The sequence below is a fragment of the Microbacterium sp. BG28 genome (assembly GCF_034044005.1).
Classification (GTDB): Bacteria; Actinomycetota; Actinomycetes; order Actinomycetales; family Microbacteriaceae; genus Microbacterium.
The window spans coordinates 220795-243317 of the sequence record NZ_JAXCHA010000003.1; the positions used below are offsets into that span (position 1 = coordinate 220795).

Annotated in this window: 24 protein-coding genes; 12 read left to right on the top strand and 12 right to left on the bottom strand. The window is 70.4% G+C overall.

Annotated elements, in window-relative coordinates; all coding sequences use genetic code 11:
• Positions 1-45 precede the first annotated feature (45 nt).
• The 5 genes from SK224_RS12230 to SK224_RS12250 all read left to right on the top strand — a co-directional run bounded on the left by SK224_RS12230 (position 46) and on the right by SK224_RS12250 (position 4570).
• Positions 46-1251 (top strand): S8/S53 family peptidase, encoded by a 1206-nt coding sequence (locus SK224_RS12230; protein WP_320435634.1) that lies wholly within the window; start codon positions 46-48, stop codon positions 1249-1251.
• Positions 1248-2591: a hypothetical protein gene (locus SK224_RS12235; protein WP_320434955.1), complete on the top strand. Its 1344-nt coding sequence runs from the start codon at positions 1248-1250 to the stop codon at positions 2589-2591. The genes SK224_RS12230 and SK224_RS12235 overlap by 4 nt, the downstream gene beginning before the upstream one ends.
• Before the next feature lie 3 nt (positions 2592-2594).
• On the top strand, positions 2595-2912 hold the full coding sequence (locus SK224_RS12240; protein ID WP_320434956.1) for a WXG100 family type VII secretion target: 318 nt from the start codon (positions 2595-2597) through the stop codon (positions 2910-2912).
• Between the two features lies 1 nt (position 2913).
• Complete coding sequence (locus SK224_RS12245) at positions 2914-3204, top strand: WXG100 family type VII secretion target (RefSeq protein ID WP_243226584.1); 291 nt, start codon at positions 2914-2916, stop codon at positions 3202-3204.
• Positions 3205-3340: 136 nt separating this feature from the next.
• Positions 3341-4570 (top strand): S8/S53 family peptidase, encoded by a 1230-nt coding sequence (locus SK224_RS12250; RefSeq protein WP_320434957.1) that lies wholly within the window; start codon positions 3341-3343, stop codon positions 4568-4570.
• A 30-nt stretch (positions 4571-4600) separates the two neighbouring features.
• On the opposite strand, the gene SK224_RS12255 is transcribed toward SK224_RS12250, so the two are convergent.
• The 9 genes from SK224_RS12255 to cofG are packed head-to-tail and all read right to left on the bottom strand — an operon-like array spanning position 4601 to position 12942.
• Positions 4601-4996: an SseB family protein gene (locus SK224_RS12255; RefSeq protein ID WP_320434958.1), complete on the bottom strand. Its 396-nt coding sequence runs from the start codon at positions 4994-4996 to the stop codon at positions 4601-4603.
• A complete protein-coding gene (locus tag SK224_RS12260; protein WP_137418815.1) occupies positions 4989-5222 on the bottom strand; it encodes a hypothetical protein in 234 nt (77 codons plus the stop codon). The genes SK224_RS12255 and SK224_RS12260 overlap by 8 nt, the downstream gene beginning before the upstream one ends.
• Entirely contained in the window at positions 5198-6514 is a 1317-nt protein-coding gene (locus SK224_RS12265) for a hypothetical protein (RefSeq protein WP_320434959.1), read from the bottom strand. Before SK224_RS12265 ends, SK224_RS12260 begins: the two co-directional genes overlap by 25 nt.
• Positions 6511-6828: a hypothetical protein gene (locus tag SK224_RS12270; RefSeq protein ID WP_320434960.1), complete on the bottom strand. Its 318-nt coding sequence runs from the start codon at positions 6826-6828 to the stop codon at positions 6511-6513. Before SK224_RS12270 ends, SK224_RS12265 begins: the two co-directional genes overlap by 4 nt.
• Positions 6828-7232, bottom strand: coding sequence for a YbaB/EbfC family nucleoid-associated protein (locus SK224_RS12275; protein ID WP_320434961.1), 405 nt, complete (start codon positions 7230-7232; stop codon positions 6828-6830). The genes SK224_RS12270 and SK224_RS12275 overlap by 1 nt, the downstream gene beginning before the upstream one ends.
• A gap of 10 nt (positions 7233-7242) precedes the next feature.
• A complete protein-coding gene (gene cofC / locus SK224_RS12280; protein WP_320434962.1) occupies positions 7243-7866 on the bottom strand; it encodes a 2-phospho-L-lactate guanylyltransferase in 624 nt (207 codons plus the stop codon).
• Positions 7863-8873 carry a glucose-6-phosphate dehydrogenase (coenzyme-F420) gene (fgd, locus tag SK224_RS12285; RefSeq protein WP_320434963.1) on the bottom strand — a complete coding sequence of 337 codons (1011 nt, stop codon included), beginning with the start codon at positions 8871-8873 and terminating at the stop codon, positions 7863-7865. The genes cofC and fgd overlap by 4 nt, the downstream gene beginning before the upstream one ends.
• Entirely contained in the window at positions 8870-10354 is a 1485-nt protein-coding gene (locus SK224_RS12290) for an NAD(P)/FAD-dependent oxidoreductase (RefSeq protein ID WP_320434964.1), read from the bottom strand. Before SK224_RS12290 ends, fgd begins: the two co-directional genes overlap by 4 nt.
• A complete protein-coding gene (gene cofG, locus SK224_RS12295; protein WP_320434965.1) occupies positions 10351-12942 on the bottom strand; it encodes a 7,8-didemethyl-8-hydroxy-5-deazariboflavin synthase CofG in 2592 nt (863 codons plus the stop codon). Before cofG ends, SK224_RS12290 begins: the two co-directional genes overlap by 4 nt.
• A 114-nt stretch (positions 12943-13056) precedes the next feature.
• Between cofG and SK224_RS12300 the strand changes: the two genes are divergently transcribed.
• Positions 13057-13449, top strand: coding sequence for a hypothetical protein (locus SK224_RS12300; protein ID WP_320434966.1), 393 nt, complete (start codon positions 13057-13059; stop codon positions 13447-13449).
• A 24-nt stretch (positions 13450-13473) separates the two neighbouring features.
• On the opposite strand, the gene SK224_RS12305 is transcribed toward SK224_RS12300, so the two are convergent.
• Positions 13474-14304, bottom strand: coding sequence for an ABC transporter permease (locus tag SK224_RS12305; protein ID WP_320434967.1), 831 nt, complete (start codon positions 14302-14304; stop codon positions 13474-13476).
• Positions 14301-15623, bottom strand: coding sequence for an ABC transporter ATP-binding protein (locus SK224_RS12310; RefSeq protein WP_320434968.1), 1323 nt, complete (start codon positions 15621-15623; stop codon positions 14301-14303). Before SK224_RS12310 ends, SK224_RS12305 begins: the two co-directional genes overlap by 4 nt.
• Before the next feature lie 115 nt (positions 15624-15738).
• Between SK224_RS12310 and SK224_RS12315 the strand changes: the two genes are divergently transcribed.
• The 6 genes from SK224_RS12315 to SK224_RS12340 all read left to right on the top strand — a co-directional run bounded on the left by SK224_RS12315 (position 15739) and on the right by SK224_RS12340 (position 20909).
• The gene (locus tag SK224_RS12315; RefSeq protein WP_320434969.1) at positions 15739-16797 is read left to right on the top strand and encodes an enoyl-CoA hydratase/isomerase family protein; all 1059 of its coding nucleotides are present in this window, start codon (positions 15739-15741) and stop codon (positions 16795-16797) included.
• 2 nt (positions 16798-16799) lie between these two features.
• The gene (locus SK224_RS12320) at positions 16800-17624 is read left to right on the top strand and encodes an LssY C-terminal domain-containing protein (RefSeq protein WP_320434970.1); all 825 of its coding nucleotides are present in this window, start codon (positions 16800-16802) and stop codon (positions 17622-17624) included.
• Positions 17621-18139 (top strand): hypothetical protein, encoded by a 519-nt coding sequence (locus SK224_RS12325; protein ID WP_320434971.1) that lies wholly within the window; start codon positions 17621-17623, stop codon positions 18137-18139. The genes SK224_RS12320 and SK224_RS12325 overlap by 4 nt, the downstream gene beginning before the upstream one ends.
• Before the next feature lie 71 nt (positions 18140-18210).
• Positions 18211-19137, top strand: coding sequence for a J domain-containing protein (locus tag SK224_RS12330; RefSeq protein ID WP_320434972.1), 927 nt, complete (start codon positions 18211-18213; stop codon positions 19135-19137).
• A gap of 52 nt (positions 19138-19189) precedes the next feature.
• Positions 19190-20497, top strand: a complete 1308-nt coding sequence (locus tag SK224_RS12335; protein WP_320434973.1) for an SLC13 family permease — start codon at positions 19190-19192, stop codon at positions 20495-20497.
• A gap of 34 nt (positions 20498-20531) precedes the next feature.
• Positions 20532-20909, top strand: coding sequence for a PPOX class F420-dependent oxidoreductase (locus tag SK224_RS12340; protein WP_320434974.1), 378 nt, complete (start codon positions 20532-20534; stop codon positions 20907-20909).
• A gap of 18 nt (positions 20910-20927) precedes the next feature.
• Here the strand turns inward: SK224_RS12340 and SK224_RS12345 are convergent, their stop codons facing one another.
• On the bottom strand, positions 20928-22508 hold the full coding sequence (locus tag SK224_RS12345) for a D-alanyl-D-alanine carboxypeptidase (protein ID WP_320434975.1): 1581 nt from the start codon (positions 22506-22508) through the stop codon (positions 20928-20930).
• Positions 22509-22523: the final 15 nt, after the last annotated feature.

Sequence of the window (22523 nt, forward strand, 5' to 3'; positions counted from 1 at the left end):
CCGTACCTCGGCGGCCTTATCGCGCTCTCGTGCGTCGGCCTGCTGATGGTGGGCGTGGCGGTACCAGCCGCGGCCGCTGCAGATGATGACGGACAGTGGTGGTACCAGGCCTACGGCGTTGCCGACGTGCACGCCGAGGGATGGACGGGTAAGGGCGTCAAGATCGCTGTGGTCGACACTCAGATCAACCCGGATCTCCCCGACTTTCAAGGAGCGGACCTCACGGTGGCCGAGGGATCGGCGTGTGCGGGTACCGAGCCCTCATCGACGGAGGCGAGTGCGGGAGCTCAGCACGGCTCCACTGTGGCGGCCATGCTGATCGGAAACGGCACAGGCGTCGCAAGGACGAAGGGAATCGTCCCGGATGCGTCCGTCACGTTCTACGGAGTCGGCGCGACGGCGGGTTGCGAGCCTCTGCCGGAGATCGCGCAATCGAAGATCACGCCGATCATGTGGATGGTGAAGCGTGCTGTAGAGGATGGCGCCGACATCGTCTCGGTGTCCATGGTGACCGACGATGGCGGTATTCCGGACGATCTCGTTCTCGCCGAGGCCGCAGCCAGGAAGGTGCCCGTGGTCGCGGGGAACCCGAACGATGTGTTCAAAGAGGGTGGCTATCCGGCCAACTTGAACACCGTCATCGGTGTGAGCGCAGTCGGTTCCGATCAGAAGCTTCCGATTGCGGCCCTAGGTGTCGAGAACGCCGTGACGAACACGACGGTGGTGGCGCCAGGCGTGAACATCGCGACGATCGGCGATGGCTCCGACCCGGGCTCGTGGGATGTGTCGGGCCGCGCGACAGGAACGTCGTTGGCGACGCCGCTGGTGGCGGGGATCCTCGCTGCGGCCAAGCAGAAGTACCCGGACGCTACGGGCAATCAATTGATCCAGTCTCTGACGCGCAACACAGGTACCGAGGATCACGAGGTGCAGTACAGCGACACCGGCGGGTACGGGTACGGTGTGGCGTCGCTGCGTCACACGCTGAGCAAAGACCCGACGCAGTATGAAGACGTCAATCCTCTGATGTCCAAGGGCGTCGGACCCAGCCAGGAGCAGATCGATGAAGCCGCTGCCGCACTGGCGTCGCCGCAGCCCTCTCAGGAGCCTGCGCCGGAGGGCTCGGGCTCGATCTTGCCCATCCTGATCGGTGTCGGAGTGGGCGTAGGAGTTCTGATTATCGCGGGGGTCATCGTCACCGTCGTGCTCGTTCGAAGAAGCAATCGCGCCCAGCGAAAGGGGCAGTCATGAGCGAATGGGAGCAGCGGCTCCGCAACCTCGCGGAGGGCCCGGAATGGCAGATGCCGAATCTCTCGGCCATCGGACCGGCGTTGTCATCGCTAACCACGTTGATGAACCGCGTGGCCAGCGAGACGGGCTTCACCGGTCAGACTGAACGTGACGCCGTGGACCAGATGCAGAAGGCCAAGGCGGACATCGAAGAGCTGCGACGCTACGTCCAGCAGGATCTTCCGAATTCGATCGCGGACGCCAACCGCCGACGTGAGGAAGCCCAGCGACACCTTGATGCGCTCGACTCCGGTTCTTTGAGCGCAGACGCACAGCAGACGATCCGCAATGCCGCTGCCGGCGCGACGATCGTCTTCCCGGGCTTCTCGGTGATCGCCGGTGAAGGAGCGATCGCGGCCGCCAACTGGTTCCTCGGATCCCAGCGCGAGGCCCAGGCCAAGTCCGCCGTCGAGGCCGTGAGCAACGGACTCGACCAGGACGCTGGCGCGTTCCCGACTCTGCCCGAGATGGAGAACGTCTACGGCAGCATCCCGAACATCCCCGACGACCTGCGCGACACGAACATCGACACAGGTGGTCCGTCCGCGCCCAGTTTCCAGAACTATCCGGATTACAACACCCCGATCGGTGTGCCTCCGGGGCAGAGTGGCGTGATCCGGCCCAACCCTGACGGTGGCGATCCCCAGTGGTGGTCGGGAGGGCCGGAGGACCGCCCCACGGGCACACGGCCCATCGCCTGGGTAGACGCGCTGCCGGCCCCGGGCGTCATCGTGCACCCCGACGGCCCGGTGGACGGTGGCGTCGGCCAATATCCCGGCGGCGGGCTGGGAACGATGCCCGGCGGCGGGTCGGGCGGCTCCGGACTCGGCGGGGTCGGTTCCGGCGGCGCAGGCTCCGGGGGTCTGTCGAGCGGATTCATGGCAGGTGCCGGTGGTGCTGCGGCTCTGGGTGGCCTCGGTAAAGCGGCTGCGGCTGGTGGTCTCGGTGGCCTTCGCGGTGCCGGTGGTCTCGGTGGCGCAGGCCTTGCCGCGCGCGGCGGTGCCGGTGGCCTCGGTGGTGGCCTCACCGCCAACGCCGGAGGCGGCGCGGGTGGTGGTCTGCTCGGCAAGGGTGGTGTCGGCGGCGCCGGTGCTGGTGCCGGTGCGGCGGGTGAAGCCGCAGGCGGCTCGCGCGGCGCCACGGGCATGATGGGCGGCGGCGGGGCCGGTGCGGGTGCTGGCGGCGGAGGCCGCAGCGACAAGAAGGGTCGCGGACTCGGCGGGCCGATCGCGCCGTCGATCGAAGACGATGCAGAGTTCGGCCCTCGCTCCGAGGGTGCGGGCGCAGGGGGAAGGGACTGACACATGAGCGAGAAGATCTCCGCAGAAGAGGGGGCGCTGCTGCGCGGTGCCGAGGCGGTCTCCGCGACCTACCTCGACATCGCCGACAGCACCCGACGCGTGATCGCTGAGCTCGACCAGATCCAGTCGATCTGGCAGGGGGAGGCTTCGCAGTCCTACGCGCAGATGATGCAGACGTGGACGGCGGGCGCGCAGAAGATCAACCAGACGCTGGTCCACCTGGAGGAGGCGTTGCGCTCCACGGAGCGTTCGCAGAACGCTCTGGAGGAGCAGCACCAGTCCACCATCGGTGGCCTGGGCGCGATGATGGGAGGAGTGTGAGATGGGCGATCTGAGCATCACTCCGGCGGCACTGACCGCATCCGCAGGTGAGTTGCGCCGCGAGTCGCAGCGTATCGAGGGTGCGCTTCGTGCTCTCGAGCAGGAGGCGAACCGCCTCCGCGGCAACTGGGACGGCGCGGCGCGAGTGGCCTATGACAACGCGCAGCGGGCTTGGTCGATGGAGTTCGAGCACATGAAGACCGTGCTCGCGCGCATCGCGTCGGCGACCGAGTCGATCGCGGAGGACTACGTCACCACCGACCGAAACTCGGCGAAGCTGTTCCAGCGCTGAATGAGACGGTGAAGCCGCGGGTCGACGCGGCCTGATCTCGGCATCGGGGAGCGAACGAGCGTTCGCTCCCCGATGCCGCTTCCGGGGGGGGGGGGGGAGAGAAGAGATGCGAACTCGAGCGTCTCGCGCTTATCTTGTGACCGCGTTCCTGGCGATCGCGGCCGTCTTGGGCGCCGCGTCGCCCGCAGTCGCATCCGCTGCGGACGATGGCCAGTGGTGGTACGACGCGTACGGTGTCGCGGATGTGCACGCGGAGGGGTGGACCGGCAAGGGTGTGAAGATCGCGGTCGTCGACACGCAGATCAATCCGGACTTGCCCGACTTCCAGGGCGCGGATCTGACCGTAGCCGATGGGTCGGCGTGTGTCGGCAAGGATCCGTCGACGTCGGTTGCGAGTGCTGGTGCTCAGCACGGGTCGACCGTGACGGCGATGCTCATCGGCAATGGTACGGGGGTTGCCGGCACGAAGGGCATCGTTCCGGATGCGTCGGTCATGTTCTATGGCGTCGGCGCGACCGCGGACTGCGATCCGCTGCCGGAGGTCGCTGAGTCCAAGCTGACTCCGATCATGTGGATGGTGAAACGCGCGCTCGATGACGGCGCCGACATCGTGTCGGTTTCGATGGTCGAGGGCGATGCGACTCTCCCCGGCGATCTGGTTCTCGCGGAGGCAGCGGCCAAGAAGGTCCCAGTCGTCGCAGGGAATCCGAATGATGTTTTCAAGGAAGGCCTCAACCCGGCGGGGCTCAACACCGTGGTCGGTGTAAGCGCCGTCGACTCGGAGCAGAAGCTTCCGATGGGTGCACTGGGTGTGGAGAACCAGGTTGCCTTCACGACGGTGGTGACTCCGGGGGTGAACATCGCAACGATTGGCGATGGTTCGGATTCGGGGTCATGGGATGTGTCGGGGCGAGCAACGGGTTCATCCTTGGCGACGCCGCTGGTCGCGGGGATTCTTGCTGCGGCGAAGCAGAAGTACCCGGACGCGACCGGCAATCAACTGATCCAGTCATTGACCCGCAACACGGGTTCCGAGGATCACGCGGTTCAGTACAGCGAGAGCGACGGGTTTGGATACGGCGTCGCATCACTGCGTCACACGCTCAGCAAGGACCCCACGCAGTACGAGGACGTCAATCCGCTGTTGGAAAAAGGGATCGGGCCGACGCAGGAGGACATCGATGAGGCCGCAGCGGCGTTGGCGCCGCCTCCGGCAACGGATCAGCCCTCGCCGGAGGGGATCGCTGCTTTCCTGCCCGTGATCATCGGGATCGCGGTCGGCGTGCTCGTACTGATCGTGGTGGGTGTGGTCGTGGCGGTGGTGCTGGTGCGGCGGGGCAACCGGTCGCGGCAGGCGAACCCTTAGCGGCTCCCCGCGGAGCGGGCTGCGTCTGGGTCAGGACTGGGCGAGACCCCGTGCGCCGTCCAGTTCCTGCCGGAAGGCGGCCAGGCCAGCCGCGGGGAGTTCGAAGCCCACGCTCGAACCAGCGTTCACGACGAGTCCCTCGCCTGCCGGCATCCGACGGATGAGGTCGGCACCCGTGAACGTCACCATCCACGGGGCGAGGGCGTCGAGCTCGCTCGCGAGGTCGGGGTCGGTGAACACGGCCAGCACGCGCTCGGACGCGCCCGGGTAGTACACCGGCTGGAAGCCCCGGAAGTCTTCGCCGGGGTCGCCGCCGCTGGGCACGTAGACGGTGGATGCGGCGAAGGTCCACAGCACGGTCTGCATTGTGAGGCGCTGTTCGCGCGCCTGGAGAATCGCCAGATCGACGACGGTCGGTTCAGTCATTGCCCACCTCGTTCGGGAAGCGCTCCCGCGCCTCCTCGTCTGTCATCGGACGCAGTCCTCGACTGTTGTCGAACCACCACGTGTGGCACACCTCGCAACGATAGAGCAGGTCAACCGGCGAGGTCGACGTCACGAAGCGCGGCTGCCCACCGCTGTACGCACCCTCGCGGCACACGGGGCATCCGAGCTCCGTCGCGGCGCTCAATACCGTCTCACGAGCACCCACGCTCCATTCTCCAGCTTCGTCAGCACCGCATTGCTGCGCATCGCGTCGCCGCCGGCGATGAGCGTCTCACGCGTGGAGTTCACCAGGTACGCACCCGTGCCCGTGTTGACGGCGGTGTGGCCGTAGGTGGTGCTCGTGTTCGTGGGGTCGGGATAGAAGTGCTCCCACCCGCCGGAATCCGCCACCGTCGGACGGCGCAGCTCACTGGGGTCGACCGGGAAGTGCACGGCGTAGATGTCGCCGCCGTTGAGGTACGCGTCCTGTGCCATCGGCGCCATGCCGGTCTCGCGCGCCGCCTGCGCGGGCGTGTGGATCTTGGCCGCATCCTCCGTCGGCATCGCCCACACATCCGAGCCCGAGCGGCCGAGCGTCGCCGCCGAGTGGTCGTAATGCTGCACGACCTTGTCGCTGAAGATCGACGTGTGATACCCCTCGTCGATCATGCTCTTCAGGTCGGTGGGCGAGAGCGGCTCACCGACGCGGGCATGGATGGTGACCCCGTCCGGCACGCGCACCGACGGCCCCGAAGCGCCGCCCTTCAGCACGCTGCTGAACAAATCGCCAGCCCGCTGCAGCAGGCCCTTGAGGTCGTCGAGGAGCTTGCCGAGGTTCTTGCACGAGCGCAGCACCTTCGTGACCGTCTCGCCGACCGTGGTCGCGAGCTGGCTGACGCGCGTCGTCACCTGGCCGATGACGACGGGCGTCGCCAGGCCCACCGTCACCACCAGCTCGGCGACCCACGAGATGATGGCGCCGGCCAGCTGCGACAGCACATCGCGGACGAGATCGTGCACGACCTGCACGATCGTCGACGCCATCTGCAGACCCGTCGACATCGCCCCGGCCCAGGATGCGGCCCCGGACAGATGCCGCGCGGCATCCTGCTGGAACCGGCGGTAGGCCGCCATCGCCTCGCCCGACATCTCGTCGACCTGGCCGACCACGTGGGCGAGCTCCTGCGCCGAGGTCTCGAGCTGGGTCTGGATGTTCGACCACGTCTGCGCAAAGGCAGCGACCTCGCCCGCATTGCCCGCGAAGTCGTTGAGCCAGCCCTTCAACGGTTCGAGATGGTCGATGATCCAGCCAAGACCCGCCCCGATCAATGACCCCAGCGGATCGATCGCGGTCGCGGCCACATCGATCGCGAAGCCGACGCCTGCAAGGCCCCCCTCGACCCAGGAACCGGAGTCCACCGCGGCGACGAGCTGGCTGCCCGAATCGAGCAGGCCCGCGCCGCTGAACGGCGTCGCCGTGTCGACCGGCGCCGCCACCAGCACGTTCACGGTGCTCAACCGAGTCCCTGACCGAGCGTCTGGATGCCTTGCACCACGTCATCCTCGAACGAGGCCATGTCGCTGCCGACGCCGCGCAGCTCGGCCGCCGATCGGCGCAGCATCTGCTCGGCCGAGCCGATGGCCTGCTGCGCCATCGCCGCCGCGATCTGCGCCGGCGGAACGAGGAACGAGCACAGCACCCCGAACGCGCCACCGCTCATGTTGGTGGAGCCGGCCGCATCCCGCGCGACCGACACATCTGATGCCACGAGCTCGACCCGCGACGCCTGCGCGGCGATCAGGTCGCCGTCGAGGGCGATGTGATCGGCCATCACGCCCACCGCACGTTCGTACCGCCGCCCTGCGGCAGGGCGTCTGCGATCTCGGCACGCAGCCGTTCGGTGGCGCCGGCCTGCTCGCCGAACAGCTCGGCGGCAATGCGCACCGCCTGCTCACCCGCCTGGCGCTGTGCGGCGCGGGCGGTGTCGACGAGCAAGCGGGACAGAGCCTGCGCAGAGAGCTCCATCGCCGCATCCGACAGGTCCGCATCGAGCAAGCGGCCCGACGCGTCGACCGTCACGCGAAGCTCACGCCGGGGCGAGCCGGCCGTGGCACGCACGTCTGCGACGTCGCGCTGGAACTGCTGGCCGCGCCGCGCCTGCTCCTGGGCGGCCGCGATCTGCTGCTCGACGCGGGCGATCGACGCGTCCGCGTCCCGCATGAAATCGTCGCTCACCGTTGGCACGTTACGCCTCTCGGCGAGGGCCTCCCTGCGAAAGGGAGCTACCTGTGGAGAACCGAACGGAGCGGGGCCCGAGTCCCAGCGCGGCAGCCTCGACGAGCTGCGCCATCGTATCGACATCCCGGCGCAGCGAGGAGTGCTCCGGCACGTCCAGCCGCACGCATCCGAGCGCCAGATGGCGGGCCAGGGAATCCGCGCCGAACGCGCTTTCCCACGCCACCCCCGCCCGCGCGGTGACGAGGGTCGAGCCGGTTCCCTCGGCGTCGGCGACCACGGCGCGGTCGACGGACGCGGCCGCATCCAGTGCTCTGCTCAGGTCGTCGGGGCGCAGAGCGGGGAGATCGCCGAGGAGCGCCGCGCGCGGACCGTCCGTCGCACGCATGCCCAGGGCGATCGCCGCGTTCAAGCCGCGCGGCTCCTCTTCGGTCACCACCGTCACGCGGTCGATCGCTGCCGCATCCGCCGCCGTCTGCGGATCGGCCGTCACGACGACGACGCGCGCCGCTTCGGCGGCCGCCGCCACCGTGTCGAGCCCGATCGCCCGCACGAGGTCGGCACTCGCGCCCAGTCTCGACTTGCCGGATGCCGCCGCCTTCAGGGGGACGACGACCGTCCAGTCGAGGCTCACGCGAAGCGCGCGCGCAGACGCGGAAGGATCTCCTCGCCGTAGGTGCGCAGGAACTGCTCCTGGTCCTCACCCGGATCGTGGAACACCAGGTGCTGGAAGCCGAGGTCGACGTAGCGGGCGATCTGCTCGACGTGCTCGTCGGGATCCGTGGAGACGATGAAGCGGGATGCGGCGCGCTCGATCGGAAGCTCCGCGGCGCGCCGCTGCATCTCGATCGGGTCGTGGATGCCCATCTTCTCCTCGGCGCTGAGCGCGAGCGGAGCCCAGAAGCGCGTCTTCTCCAGAGCCGTCTTGCGATCGGCGGCGTACGAGACCTTGACCTCGATGAGGGTGTCGACGTCGTCGCTGGAGCGTCCCGCCTTCTCGATGCCCTCGGCGAGGGCCGGAAGCAGCGTGTCCGTGTAGAGCTTCGGGTCCTTGCCGCTCGTCGTGATGAAGCCGTCGGCGATGCGCCCGGCCAGACGCGTGGCCGCAGGCCCCGCCGCGCCGATGTAGATCGGCACCGGGGTCGTCGGGCGGTCGTAGACCGTCGCGTCGCTCACGCTCCAGAAGTTGCCCTCGAAAGTGACGCGCTCGCCGGCCCACAGCTTCTCGATGAGGGTGATGGCCTCCTTGAGGCGCTGGAAGCGCTCGGGCGGTTCGGGCCAGTCGAGACCCAGGGTCACCTCGTTGAGCGCCTCACCCGTGCCGACGCCCAGGATCACGCGCCCGGGGAACATCACCCCGAGCGTCGCGAACGCCTGCGCGACGACGGCCGGATGATAGCGGAACGTGGGCGTGAGCACGCTCGTGCCCAGCAGCACTCGCGAGGTGCGCGCGCCCACGGCCCCGAGCCAGGGCAGCGCCGCGGGGGCGTGGCCGCCCTCGTGCATCCACGGCTGGAAGTGGTCGGAGATGAAGACCGAGTCGAACCCGACCTCCTCCGCCAGCACGGCGAAGTCGGCGAGTCGATCGGGGGAGAACTGCTCGGCCGAGGCCTTGTAGCCCAGACGCAGGGGAACGGTCATGACTCTCCTCTCGCCCGCGACGCGTCGCGGTGCAGTGGGGCCGGGAGGAACTCCGACCCGTCGGTGGAATCCAGCATGGCGCGGAACGCGTCGACCGTGTCGGGCCACAGCAGAGTGAGCCTGCCCGACCGGACGTCGACGTACCAGTTGTCGCAGCCGCCGGTGAGCCAGGGGCGGGATGCGGCCGCCGCATCGATGCGGGCCGTGTACGCCTGCTCCGCATCCGGGCGCAGCCGCAGAACACCGTCGCCCGCGCGGTCGAGGCAGCGCGCGACGTACTCCGCCTGCGCCTCCAGCATCAGCAGCGACGAGTTGTGCCCGAGCGACGCGTTGGGGCCGTTGAGCACGAACAGGTTCGGAAAGCCCGCGACGACCGTGGAGGCGTAGGAGGTCATCCCCTGGCTCCAGTGCTCGGCGAGCGTGGTGCCCTCCTCGCCCGTCACGAGCTCGGCATACGGCTGCTCGGATGCGGCGAAGCCGGTCGCCAGCACGAGCATGTCTGCCCGGTAGCGGGCGCCGGATGCGGCGACCAGCTCGCCGCCGTCCACGCGCGCGAGCGCCGACGGCTCGAACGCGACCGCATCCGAGGCGACGGCAGGGTAGAACTCGTCCGACAGCAGCACGCGCTTGCACCCGAAGGCGTAGTTGGGGGTCAGCGCGCGGCGGAGCGCCGGATCCGCCACCTGGGCTTCCAGGTGGGCGAGCGCGACCGCGCGGGCGGCGCGCGCCGCATCCTCATCGCCCGAGCGCGAGGCGAAGCGTTCCTCGCCCTCGCGGTACAGCTCGTCGCGCAGCTGCGCCAGCTCGTCCGGATGCTGGGCGAAGCGGCGCCGGTCGGCTGCCGTGTAGTCCACGTCGCCGCGCGGCACGATCCAGGCGGGCGTGCGCTGGAACAGCACGACCTCGGCGCCCTGTGCGACGAGCGCGGGCACGAGCTGCACGGCGGACGCGCCCGTGCCGACCACGGCGATGCGCCGGCCGGCGAGGGGTGCGGTGTGGTCCCAGCGCGCGGAATGGAACAGCGGCCCCTCGAAGCTCTCGAGTCCAGGGATCTCGGGGATCGACGGTTCCGTCAGTCGCCCGCACGCGAGCACGAGGCGGCGGGCGCGCACATCCTCGCCGCGTCCGGTCTCGACGACCCAGCGCTCGCCGTCCCACGCCGCGGACTGCAGCGGGGTGTCCAAGAGAAGGCGTTCGCCGAGCTGCTCCGCCTCCGCGATGTGCTGCAGGTAGCGGTGGATCTCGTCGCCGCGGGCGAAGAGTCCCGACCAGTCCGGCCACGGGTGGTTCTCGAGCCCGTACAGGTGAGAGGGGACATCGCACGCGACACCGGGGTACGTGTTGTCGCGCCAGGTGCCGCCGACCGAGGCGCCCCGGTCAAGCATGGCGAACGACTCGCGCCCGGTTCGCCGCAGTGCCGAGGCCATCGCGAGCCCGCCGAAACCCGCGCCGACGATTGCGACATCGACCTCGCGCGTCATCGCACCGCCGCCTTGCGCTCGTCCGGCGGCTCGCCGTAGACCGTGGTGCGCTGGCGCAGCGGGCGGAAGAGACGTCGAGCGACCCGCGCCGCATCCGTCAGCGGAAGCTCGTTGCCCGCCTCGATGCCGGCCTCAGGGCGCACGCCGCCGTCGAGCAGCGTGCCGCCGAGGTCGTCGCCACCCGACTGGAGCAGAACGGCGCTCGTTTCGAGCCCATGCCGCGTCCACGGGATCTGGATATGGGGGATGCTGCCCGACAGGAGCAGGCGTGCGACCGCCGCCATCGCGCGGTGCTCGTCGAGCGCGGAGCGGCCGGGGACCAAGCCGACGCCGCCCGCGGGCCCGGGGAGGGGAATCGGAACGAACTCCGTGAACCCGCGCGTCTCGGACTGGATGCGGCGGAGGGCGCCGAGGTGGGCGATGCGCTCTGCCGCGGTCTCGACGTGGCCGTAGAACAGCACGCTCGTCGAGCGGAATCCGGCACGGTGGGCTGCCGTGATCGTGTCGACCCAACGGTCGATCTCGAGGTCGCCGGGGGCGATGAGCCCGCGGACCCGCTCCGAGAGCACCTTGATCCCGGTGCCGGGAACGGTGTCGACACCCGCATCCCGCATCGCGGCGAGGGCCTCGTCGAGCGTGAGGCCGTTGCGAGCGGCGAGGTCCTGCACATCCTGCGGACGGTAGGCGTGCAGGTGGATGCCGGGGGCGGCCGCGCGCGCGGCGCGGATGATGTCGAGGTAGGCCGTCGGGGCCTCATCCGGCGCGATCAGGCCCTGGATGCAGAGCTCCGTCGCGCCGAGGTCCCACGCATCCGCGGCGATCGCTGCCGCATCCGCGAGGTCGAACTGGTCGGTCGTCTGTGCTCCCGCGGCGCGGAAGCCGGTCGAGGTGAGATTGCGGTTGACGGCTATCGTGATCGCCTCGCCCACCGTGTAGCGGCGCACGTCGTCGGCGATACGTGCGAGGTCATCCAGCTCGCCGCCCGTCGCCTCGAGCAGCCGCTGCCACTCCGCGTCGTCGAGCGCGAGCGGGTCGGCGGCCGCCCGCTCCGCCAGCCCCCGCACGGTGTGCGCGCCCGTGCCCGCGTGTGCCCCGCTCATGCTCGTGTGTGTGCCGCTCGTGCCCGTGCTCGTGCCCGTGCCCGTGTGCGTGTCGCCCATGTTCGTGCCGCGCGTCGTCCCGTGTTCGAGGGACGCGTCTTGCGGCTTCGGGGCGCTCACCGTCGCGTTTCGGGTCCCCTGAACATGATCGACAGCGCCGATTCCCTGCTGAAGGGACTCTCTTTGCGCCCCGGAGCCCGCGGACGCCGCGTTTCGGGTCCCTTGAACAGGGGGTGCGGTGCGAGCGAGGTGGGTCGCGGGGTCGGCGAGGGCGGCTGCCGGTGCGTGCATCGCCGCGTCGAGCCAGGTCTCGGGATCGGCGAGGTATTCGGGGTGGGCGGTCAAGCGCTCGCGCAGCTCGTAGCCGAGGGATGCGGTCGCCGCCGCCAGATCGTCGACGTGCGGCCACGGACGCTCGGGGTTCACGTGGTCCGCGGTCAGCGGCGACACCCCGCCCCAGTCGTCGATCCCCGCGCCGACGAGCAAGGAAAACTCGGTCGGGTCCGACAGGTTCGGCGGCACCTGGATCCGCATCCGCGCGCCCATCACGATCCGCGCCGCGGCGACGACGGTCGCGTACTCGAGGAGGTCCGCGTCCGGGGCGTCCTGCATCGCGGTGCGCGGCTTCGCGCGGAAGTTCTGCACGATCACTTCCTGGATGTGGCCGTGCCGCTCCTGGGCGTCGCGCAGCGCGATGAGCGACTCCGCCCGGTCCAGCGGGGTCTCGCCGATGCCGACGAGAATGCCGGTCGTGAACGGGATGCGGGCAGCCCCCGCATCCTCGATCACCTGCAGGCGGAGCGCGGGATCCTTGTCGGGAGAGCCGAAGTGCGGCTGGCCCGGCGTCTCGAACAGGGCGCGAGAGGTCGTCTCGAGCATCATCCCCATCGACGGGGCGGTCGGTCGGAGGGCCTCGAGCTCATGGGCGTGCATGACGCCCGGGTTCAGGTGCGCGAGCAGGCCGGTCTCGGCCGTCACGAGGCGGGCGATCGCGGCGACGTAGTCGAGTGTCGACGCGTACCCGTGCTCATCGAGCCACGCACGCGCCTCGGGCCAGCGTTCCTCGGGGCGGTCGCCGAGGGTCAGCAGTACCTCCTTGCATCCGAGTGCTGCCCCCTGGCGCACGACCTGCAGCACCTGCTCCGGCGACATGTACGCGGGCTTGTTCTTCTTCAGCAGCTGGCCCGGGGTGTCGACGAAGATGCAGTAGTGGCAGCGGTCGCGGCAGAGGGTCGTGAGCGGCACGAACACTTTGCGCGAGTAGGTGATGACGCCGGGGCGCCCGGCGAGAGCGAGGCCCTCGTCGCGCAGAGCGGATGCGGCGGCGAACAACAGATCCCGGTCGGTGTCGTCCGCGGTCACGAGGGCCAGAACCTCGTCGACGCGCAGTCGCTCTCCGGCGCGCGCGCGATCGATCACGTGGGCGACGAGCACGGGAGCCTTCTCGGGCCCCACATCTGACCGGAGGTCGGTTCGAGGCGTGGGCACCGCTACAGTCTTCCACCGCCGTGCGGGGTCGGGGTCGCACGAAGCTGGCGGATCGTTGTCCGTCTGTGAGCAAATTCGCTGCCGCCGCCGAAGGGTCGCTGGCAGACTTGGACCATGGTGACGCTCATGCTCGACTCGGGACACCTCGAGATCGTGCTGTCGGGCGCCGAGAAGGCGCTGGCATTCCGCAAGCGGAATGTGACGCTCGATCGTGCCGCGATCTCGCGGGTGCAGCTGACGGACGACCCCTGGACGTGGCTGCGCGGGGTCCGTTCCCCCGGCACGTTCATCCCCGCGACCCTCGCCATCGGAACCTGGCGGTACGCGGGCGGCAAGGACTTCGCCGTCATCCGCAAGACGCGTCCCGGCGTGGTCATCGACCTCGAGGGCGACACCGAGTTCCAGCGGCTCGTGCTCGGCACGCGTCACGGCGAGGCCCTCGTGCGTGCGCTCCGCGTCGATGCGGGCGACGACCCGACCGACATCGTCGAGCTCGCCTCCAGCTGAGCCGAGTCTGCTCCGGGCCGAGGGTCAGCCCACGTCGCGGCGCCAGCTCGAGAAGTAGCCGAGCACGGTGAGCAGCAGGCCGTAAGCGAGCAGCACGAGGCCGCCGACCCACCACTCGAGCGGCTGGCCCGCCTCCCCTCCCGCGCTGGCCGAGAACAGGCTCGCGCCGACGAGGGTGTCGCTCGCGGCGCCCGGCAGGAACCGGGCCGCGTCGCTCAGGCCGGACACGAAGGCTCCGCCCAAGCGCAGCAGGGGCTCGACGAACTGCGTGAAGGCGAGCACGATCACGACGGCCGCGACCTGGTTGCGCACCACGAGCCCCACGCCGATGCCGACCACGACCCACAGGACGAAGGCGATCACGATGCGCCCCAGCATCGCCCACGTGTTCGAGGAGTCGAGACCGGTGTGCTGCCCGAACCCGGCCAGGATGCCGGCGGCGGGGCCGACGGTGACGATCAGCGCCAGTGCGGCGTAGACCAGACCCATCACGGCCCCGGCCAGGACCTTCGCCGTGAGTACCCGTCCGCGCTTCGGAGTGGTGAGGAACGTCGGGGTGAGCGTGTTGTGGCGGAACTCCCCGGTGACGAGCAGCGTGCCGATCAGCAGCGGGAACACGTAGCCGACGGATGCGGCGAGGCTGTAGATCAGTGCGCTGACATCACCCGGCACGCCCGTCGCCGTCAGGCCGCCGCCGCTCGAAGGCAGCGCGCCGCTCGCGGCCAGCGCGAACACCACGGACAGGCCCGCCGCCGTGAACCCGACGTATCCGGCGAGCACGATGCCCAGGATCCACCAGATCGAGGTGCTGAACTGCTTGGTCAGCTCGGAGCGGGTGACGTTCACGAGGCTCATGCCCGGCCCCCTTCCTCGTGGTCGTCGGCTTCGGGATGCGGCTCGGCCTCATCCTCCGGTCCGCTGATCCGGATGGCCTCGGTCGGGGCCGGCTCGGCGTCGTCCGCCTCGTCTTCCGCGGGTTCGACGTCGGATGCGGGAGCGTCGGCATGGTCATCGCCCGAGGGTGCCGCGACCTCGTCGGAGACGGTGACTTGCTCCTCGTCCGCCACCGCGACCTCCTCGACCGGCGCGCCCTCGGCGGCCGCAGCATCCTCACGGGCGGCTTCGACCGCACCCTCGGGAACAGGCGTGTCCAGCGGCACCTCCACATCGGGCGCCTCGGTGACCTCCGACGTATCCGGGGCGGGGTCGTTCTCGGGCGCGAGCGGTGCGGCTTCGTCGACCGCGGGGATGGCCGCGACCTCGCCCACCGGCGGGTGCACCCGCGTGCCGTCGACCAGGGCGAGGAAGATCTCCTCGAGCTCGGGGCCGCGGCGCTGCAGCCCGGACAGGGCGATGCCGGATGCGGCGGCGAGTGCGCCCACCTCGACGGGCTCCGCTCCGCGCACGGTGAGTCCCGATCGCAGCACCTCGAACGAGTGTCCCGCCGCGGTGAGTGCGGCCTCGAGGGCCGCGCGGTCGGGAGCATCGACGACCGTCGCATACTCGTCGGGGTCGGCGAGGTCTTCGATGCCGCCGTCGAACACGAGTCGTCCGCGGGCGAGGATGAGCAGGCGATCCGCGGTCTGCTGGATCTCCATGAGCAGGTGCGAGGAGACGAGCACCGTGCGGCCTTCGTCGGCGAAGGCGCGCAGCAGCATCCGCATCCATTTGATGCCCTCGGGATCGAGGCCGTTGGAGGGCTCGTCGAGCACGAGGACGCCCGGGTCGCCGAGGAGCGCGGTGGCCAGGCCCAGCCGCTGCCGCATGCCGAGGGAGTAGCCGCCGACCTTGCGTCCGGCGGCGTCGGAGAGGCCGACGAGGGCGAGCGTCTCGTCGATGCGGCCGGTCGGCAGTCCCGCCGCCTGCGCGTACACCTTCAGGTGGTTGGCGCCGCTGCGACCGGGGTGGAAGCTCGACGCTTCGAGTGCGGCGCCGACGGTGCGCAGCGGATCGCGCAGTTCGCTGTAGTGCGATCCGCCGATCGTCGTCGTGCCCGAGGTGGGCCGGACGAGGCCCAGCAGCATGCGCAGAGAGGTGGTCTTACCGGCGCCGTTCGGGCCGAGGAATCCGGTCACGAGGCCGGGCTCGATACGCGCGCTCAGCCGGGAGACGGCATCGATCGTGCCGAATCTCTTGGTGACCTCGGAGAACTCCAGGATCTGGCCGTCGGGCATGGGAACCTCCGTCAAGGTCAGAACGTTTCTCCATTCTGGCGGAAATCCGCGGAAAATCGCGGATCGACTCTCATAGATCCCGTCCGGGTAGTCCGGCGGCGCTAACGTGGCGGGCATGAGCGGTACGGATGCGACGGTGCTGGTGCGGTCGGATCAGGGGGTGGGGCGGCTGACGCTCAACCGTCCGCGCGCGCTCAACGCGGTCGACATCGATATGGTGCGCCGGCTCGCCGAGGCCCTGGATGCGTGGGAGCACGACGCCGATGTCGAGGTCGTGCTGCTCGACGGCGCGGGTGATCGCGGCTTCTGCGCGGGCGGCGATGTGCGCCTCCTGCGCGAGCAGGCGATGAGCTCCGATGCGGAGCGCACCGCCGACTTCTTCCTCGCGGAGTACGCGCTGAACGCCCGCCTCGCCGAGTACCCGAAGCCGGTCGTCGCGATCGCCGACGGGATCACGATGGGTGGCGGCGTGGGTCTTGCCTCGCACGTCGGGCACCGCGTGGTCACCGAACGCTCGCAGCTGGCGATGCCCGAGACGCGTATCGGCTTCACCCCCGACGTCGGCGGCACCTGGCTGCTCGCGCGCGCGCCCGGGCGCATCGGCGAGTACCTCGCGCTGACCGGCGGCACGATGGATGCGGCCGACGCGATCTACGCGGGCTTCGCCGACCACTTCGTTCCGTCCGACCGCATCGATGCCTTCCGCGACGCGCTCGAGACCCGCGCGGACCCGCAGGGGCCCGCGGAGCTGGTGCTCCTGTTCGACGAGACGCCCGACACCTCGCGCCTCGAGACGGCGAGGGCGTGGATCGACGACGCGTTCTCCGCCGACTCGGTGGGCGAAATCCTCGCGCGGCTGCGCGCGCATCCCGAGCCGGATGCGGCCGCCGCCGCCGAGCTGATCGCCGCGCTCTCGCCCACGGCGCTGACGGTGACGCTCGAGGCCGTGCGTCGCGCGCGGCGCAAGCGGTCGCTCCGCGAGGTGCTGGAGCAGGAGTACGGCCTCGTGATGTGGTTCGCCCTCACCCAGCCGGACCTCGTCGAAGGCATCCGCGCGCAGCTCGTGGACAAGGACCGTTCCCCGCGTTGGCATCCCGCCTCGCTCGATGAGCTCGACCTCGGGGTCGTCGATCAGGCCTTCGCCTTCCGGCCTCCGCGGCCGCTCTGGGGTTGATCGTGGCCGCGGGGGAGAAGACGAAGCGCCGGACCTACTCGATCGGCGTCGCGCTCGACGGCTTCTTCTTCGTCTTCGCCGGCCTCGCCTCGATCTGGCTCGCCTATCTGAGCTTCACCGAGACCTTCCGCGTCGGATGGTGGGGCATCCCGCTCGCCATCGCGTTCTGGATTCTGCTCGCATATCTCGTGCTGCCGCGGCTGCACCGCATCCTGACGATGATCTACGTGCCCGACTACTTCATCGGCCGCACACGCACGAGCGACGGATTGCTCGGCGACCCGGTCAATCTCGCGTTCATGGGCAGCGCCGAGCAGATCGAGGAAGTGCTGCGCCGCGCGGGCTGGACGAAGGCCGACCCCGTGACCCTCGCCTCCTCGTGGCGCATCATCACATCGACCCTCACCAGGCGCAGCTACGACGAGGCGCCCGTCAGCCCGCTGTTCCTGTTCTCGCGACAGCAGGACTTCGCCTACCAGCAGGAGGTGGACGGCAATCCCGCGCAGCGCCACCACGTGCGCTTCTGGCGCTGCCCCGACGACTGGCTGCTGCCGGGCGGGCGCCGGGTGGACTGGCTGGCCGCCGGCACCTTCGACACCGCCGTCGGGCTGTCGCTGTTCACGCTGCAGGTGACCCACCGGATCGACGCCGACACCGACATCGAGCGCGACCACATCGTGCAGACCGTCACCGCGGCGGAGCCCCGGGTGCGGGTCGACGTGATCGCCGACTTCTCCACCGGTTATCACGCCCGCAACGGCGGCGGCGACAGCATCCGCACCGACGGCGATCTGCCGATCGTGGACGTGCGGGAGGTGACGGCATGAGCGAGAAGGTCCCCCGCAAGCGCACGGCGTTCGAGTCACCGGTGCGCCTCGCCCGTCCGCTCACCCACGACCCGAACATGCCGCGGCCCGCGGCGACCGTCGCCGGCGGACTCCTCGTCCTGCTGCGCGTGCTGGCGGGAGTGATCTGGCTGCTGTCGATCACGTTCGAGTGGCGTCATATCGTGCACGACGCATCGGTCATGATCGACGGGGTTCCCCTCAGCGAGGAAGAGCGGGCCCTCGGACTGGGGTTCGTCTGGCTCGTGGGTGGCTCCGTCCTGCTGTTCGACGCCGTCATGGCGATCTTCGTCCTGCGCGGCGGCAACCGTTCACGGGTCACCGTGCTCCTCTTCTCGGTGCTGTCGATCAGCTTCGCCTTCTCGACCTGGTGGGTGCAGGGCCAGGACATCCGCATCAGCAGCACCCTGTTGAACCTCGGCCTCGACATCCTGGTGCTCCTCGCGTTGTCCAGCCGCAAGGCCGCCGCCTACGCGCGACGCAACGAACGCCGCTGAGCTCACGGCGCCCGAACAGGCGCGGGCCGGTAGCCTGGACGCTGCCGTGCGGCAGGTGAAAGCGAGGCGGCGTGTTCGACAGTCCCCTCTCCGCATCCGCGTACGACATCCTCCAGGTCGCAGCCGATGCCGACGACGAGGCCCTGCGGCGTGCGTTCCGGGTGCGCCTGCGCGAGACGCATCCCGACACCGGCGGCGACGCGGTGCGCTTCGTCGAGGTGCAGCGCGCGTGGGAGCTCGTGGGCACGCCCGAGGCGAGAGCGGCCTACGATCGCGGCCGAGGCGCGGTGAGCGCTGCGCCCGAGGCGGAGGGGGCGTGGACGCCGCCGCGCGCGCGGCAGGACACCCGTCCGCGCGCCCGATCGGCCGGCCAGCCCGGGGGATGGCGGCGCGAGCGCTACCTGACCCTCATCCGGGAATGGGTGGGCCGCGGTGCCGAGGTGCCCGACCCCTACGATGCGCAGCTGGTGCGTTCGGCGCCGCGCGAGATCCGGCGTCTTCTGGCCGACGCGCTCGCCGAGGAGGCGACCGCCCGCATCGTCGCCGACCTCGGCATGGGCTACAGCGTCTGGCACGACGTCGCCGCATCCGGTCGCAGCGGCGACCTCGACGAGAAGCTCGATCACATCGTGCTCGGCCCGAGCGGCCTGTACGGGGTGCTCTCGGAGGACTTCGGCGGCCCGGTCGGCTTCCGTCGGGGCGAGATCATCGGCCCCGCCGTCGTCGGCGCTCCCGTCAGCGATCTGCTGTCGCGGATGCGTGTCGTCGCCCGCGCGGCGCGGGTGCGCTTCAGCGGCGCGATCGTCGTGCTGCCCGACAACGACCTCGCCCAGCAGATCACCGAGCTCGGCACCGTGCGCGGCACGCCCGTCGTGGTCGCCGGGCGCTCGGCGCTGGCCACCGTGCTGCGGCGAGGCGTGAGCGGCGCGCGCGACATCGGCGGCAACGAGGTGTTCGACGTGCGCACGCGTCTGGACGCCACGGTGCGCTTCGTCTGATCGCGCGGTCCCGCACCGGATGCGGCGAACAGCCCGCCGCTAGCGTGGAGGTATGGACCCGATCGCTGCGACGTTCCTCATCCTGGGGCTGGCGGTGCTCGCGTTCGTCTCCGGCCGCGTGCCCCTCGAGGTCGTGGCGATCGGCGTCGCCCTCGCCCTCTGGGCGACGGGCGTGCTGACCCTCCCCGAGGCCCTCTCGGGATTCGGCGACCCCACGGTTCTGTTCATCGCCAGCCTGTTCGTCGTGGCCAGCGCGCTCGAGCGCAGCGGCATCACCCGATGGCTGGGGGGTCTGATCGTCGCGCGCGCCGGCCATCGCCGAGGTCCGCTCATCGCGGCACTCGGCGCCCTCGTGGCCGTGCTGACCGCCTTCCTCAGCATCAACGGCGCCGTCGCCGCCCTCGTCCCCGTCGCCGCGGTGATCGCCCGGCGTGCCCGCATCCCCGCGTCGAAGGTGATGATCCCGCTGGCCTTCCTCGCATCGGCCGCGTCGTTGCTCACCCTCACCGGGACGCCGGTGAACGTCGTCGTCTCCGAGCTCGCCGAGGCGGAGACCGGGCGCGGATTCGGCTTCGCGGAGTTCGCGCTCGTCGGTCTGCCTCTGCTGGGTGCCGGCCTCGCGGTCATCGTCCTGTTCGGAGACCGTCTGCTGCCCTCCCGGCCCGACGCCCTCGCGGATGGCGCACCGGGGCCGCGCGAGGCGGAGACGTTGTCGCTGGTTCCCGAATCGGTGCGTACGGGCGCCGTGCGAACCGTGCGCACCGGGATGCGGCGCGGAGCCCGGCGCACACTCGTCATCACCGGCATCATGGTCGTGCTGCTGGCGACCGGACTCACTCCGCCCGCGGTGGCAGGCCTGTTGGCGGCAGGCGCCCTCGTGCTCGCGCGCGTCGTGACGCTCCCCGCCCTGTATCAGGACATCTCGTGGACGACGCTGGTGCTCATCGCCGGCATGATCCCGCTCTCCGCCGCCTTCTTGCAGACCGGCGCCGCGGAGGTCGTGGCCGACGGGGTGCTCCACGTCGTGGGCTCGACCGATCCGCACCTCGCGCTGCTCGCCGTCTGCGTGGTCACCGTCGTGCTCGGCCAGTTCATCTCGAACGTGGCGACGGTGCTGATCGTCGCGCCGGTCGCCACGGCGATCGCGGTGAACCTCGGGGTCAGTCCCGTCACCTTCCTGATGGCGCTCGCCGTCGCGGGCGCCGCGTCCTTCCTGACACCCGTCGCGACCCCCGCCAACCTCATGGTGCTGGGCCCCGGCGGATACCGTTTCGGTGACTATTGGCGTCTCGGGCTCCCGCTCGCTCTTCTGTTCCTCGCCGCGGCCGTGTTGTACGTGCCGCTCATCTGGCGTTTCTGAGCCGATGCCTACCCGGCTCTGGCAGGCTGAGGCGGTGATCACAGACGCCGCGCGCGAGTTCCTGTCCGAGTACCATCTCGCCACGCTGTCGACGCTGGACCGTCACGGCCGCATCCACTCCGTGCCGGTCGGCATCACGTACGAGGACGGGATCGTGCGCGTGATCGGCTCACGCGGCACACAGAAGTTCCTCAACGTCGAGCGCACCGGCCGTGCGAGCGTCAACACCGTCGACGGCCGCCGCTGGCTGAGCTTCGAGGGGCCCGCGCGCGTCGTCGAGGACGCGGATGCGGTCGCCCACGCCGTCGAGCTCTACACCCGTCGCTACCGCGAACCGCGTCCGAACCCGGATCGCGTGGCGCTCGAGATCACCGTGGAGCGTGTGCTCGGGTCCCCCGACTTCCGCGCCTGAGAGCGGGCTCCGCGCGGCTCAGACGAGGCCGAAAAGCTCGAGCGGATGCGTCAGCCGCCACCACGGGCTGGGGCCGTCCAGCTCGCCGTCGAGCACCACGTCGACGGTCGTCGCGTTCTTCGGGCCGGTCGCGACGAGGGAGCCGACGACCTCGCCCTGTTCGCGGGCGTCGCCGAGATCGAACGAGGTCGCGAGTGTCGCCGCGGAGCCGTTCCACAGCACCACATCGGCGTCGGCCGCGGTCACGATCGGAACGGTCGCGCCCCACCGTGTCTCGACCCGACCGACCATCGTGCCGGCCGCGACCGAGGGCGTGAGCTGCAGTTCCTGCTCGACCTGGGCGAAGAGGGCGCGGGTAGCCGCATCCCGCGTCTCGACGTCGGGCTGGCCGAGCGTCGCGGCGTAGATGCGCACGGTGGTGTCGCCGATCGTGACGTCCTTCGCGGCGAGCAGATTGTAGGAGTCGAGCGTGCCGGTCTTGAGGCCGACGACGCCGGGGTCTGCGAGCAGATTGTTCGTGTTCTCGACGAGGCCCGCTCCGGGAAGTTCCACGGAGGGGGTGCGCACGATCTCGGCGATGACGGGATCGGCGAGCGCGCGCTTGGCGACCTCCAGCAGAGCTGCGGGGGTGGCCGCGTTCTCGGCCTCGATGCCGGCCGGGCCGGCGATCGTGATGCCCGTCAGCCCGTGCGCTGCGAGCCAGTCGTTGGCCGCTCGCGCGTAGACCGCGTTGTTGGGCCAGATGGTGTCGGCGAGGCGGTCGGCGTAGTTGTTCGCGGACCCCATGAGCATGCCCTGCAGCATCTGGTACTCCGTCAGCGTGCCGCCCACCGGAACGTCGAGCGCCGACTCACCGTTGCGGCGGTACGACCAGTACTCGCGCTCGTCGGCCGCGCTGAACGCGAACTCCCGGCCCTGTTCCCCCGCGGCCAGGGGCATCTGGTCGAGCACGACCATCGCGGTCACGACCTTGGTGATGCTCGCGATCGAACGGGCATCGGCGCTGGAGGTGAGGGGGGAGCCAACGCCGTCGACGACGACAGCGGCGCTGCCCTCGCCCGGCCACGCTCCGACGGCCGCCGCCGCGGGTGTGGGCTCGACGACCGATGCCTGCACGGTTGGGGTGATCGCGTGCAGCGGCCAGAGCAGAGTGGTGCCGCAGTACGCCGCGATCACGGCGACGATCAGCGCGATCGGAACAAGGACGCCGGGACGCCACGGCGTGCGGCGGGGGGCACGCGCGAGCAGGTCCGCAGCGACAGGGGTGAACGAGGCGGCCCCCGCAGCCTCCAGCTGCGGAACCGCCCGGGACGCGCTGGTGACGGTGGCCTCATCGACCCAGCTCAGCGCCGTCGTCGCCGGTGGTACGACGACCGGCACGGATGCGGCGGCATCCTGTGCGGGCGCGGCGGCATCGGTCGTGTCGTCGAAGCTCGCGGCGGCGATCATCGCGGGCGTGGATGCCGCGTCGACGGGCGCGGACGGCACCTCGATCTCGAGATCGTCGGGCGGCAGAGGAGCCTCGTCGACGAATGGCTCGGCGTCTCCGCCGCGGCGCAGCGAACGCCGAGTGGGCGGGGTCGGGCCAGTCACGGTCACCCGCCTACGGTAGCG

What these genes read in the sequence shown, in the direction of transcription:
- fgd (WP_320434963.1), bottom strand. Translation starts at nt 8,873, where the DNA reads ATGACCGTTCCCCTGCGTCTGGGCTACAAGGCCTCGGCCGAGCAGTTC.
- SK224_RS12290 (WP_320434964.1), bottom strand. Translation starts at nt 10,354, where the DNA reads ATGACGCGCGAGGTCGATGTCGCAATCGTCGGCGCGGGTTTCGGCGGG.
- SK224_RS12310 (WP_320434968.1), bottom strand. Translation starts at nt 15,623, where the DNA reads ATGCCCGACGGCCAGATCCTGGAGTTCTCCGAGGTCACCAAGAGATTC.
- SK224_RS12245 (WP_243226584.1), top strand. Translation starts at nt 2,914, where the DNA reads ATGGGCGATCTGAGCATCACTCCGGCGGCACTGACCGCATCCGCAGGT.
- SK224_RS12255 (WP_320434958.1), bottom strand. Translation starts at nt 4,996, where the DNA reads ATGACTGAACCGACCGTCGTCGATCTGGCGATTCTCCAGGCGCGCGAA.
- SK224_RS12300 (WP_320434966.1), top strand. Translation starts at nt 13,057, where the DNA reads ATGGTGACGCTCATGCTCGACTCGGGACACCTCGAGATCGTGCTGTCG.
- SK224_RS12325 (WP_320434971.1), top strand. Translation starts at nt 17,621, where the DNA reads ATGAGCGAGAAGGTCCCCCGCAAGCGCACGGCGTTCGAGTCACCGGTG.
- SK224_RS12240 (WP_320434956.1), top strand. Translation starts at nt 2,595, where the DNA reads ATGAGCGAGAAGATCTCCGCAGAAGAGGGGGCGCTGCTGCGCGGTGCC.
- SK224_RS12305 (WP_320434967.1), bottom strand. Translation starts at nt 14,304, where the DNA reads ATGAGCCTCGTGAACGTCACCCGCTCCGAGCTGACCAAGCAGTTCAGC.
- SK224_RS12270 (WP_320434960.1), bottom strand. Translation starts at nt 6,828, where the DNA reads ATGGCCGATCACATCGCCCTCGACGGCGACCTGATCGCCGCGCAGGCG.
- SK224_RS12315 (WP_320434969.1), top strand. Translation starts at nt 15,739, where the DNA reads ATGAGCGGTACGGATGCGACGGTGCTGGTGCGGTCGGATCAGGGGGTG.
- SK224_RS12335 (WP_320434973.1), top strand. Translation starts at nt 19,190, where the DNA reads ATGGACCCGATCGCTGCGACGTTCCTCATCCTGGGGCTGGCGGTGCTC.
- SK224_RS12235 (WP_320434955.1), top strand. Translation starts at nt 1,248, where the DNA reads ATGAGCGAATGGGAGCAGCGGCTCCGCAACCTCGCGGAGGGCCCGGAA.
- SK224_RS12230 (WP_320435634.1), top strand. Translation starts at nt 46, where the DNA reads ATGGTGGGCGTGGCGGTACCAGCCGCGGCCGCTGCAGATGATGACGGA.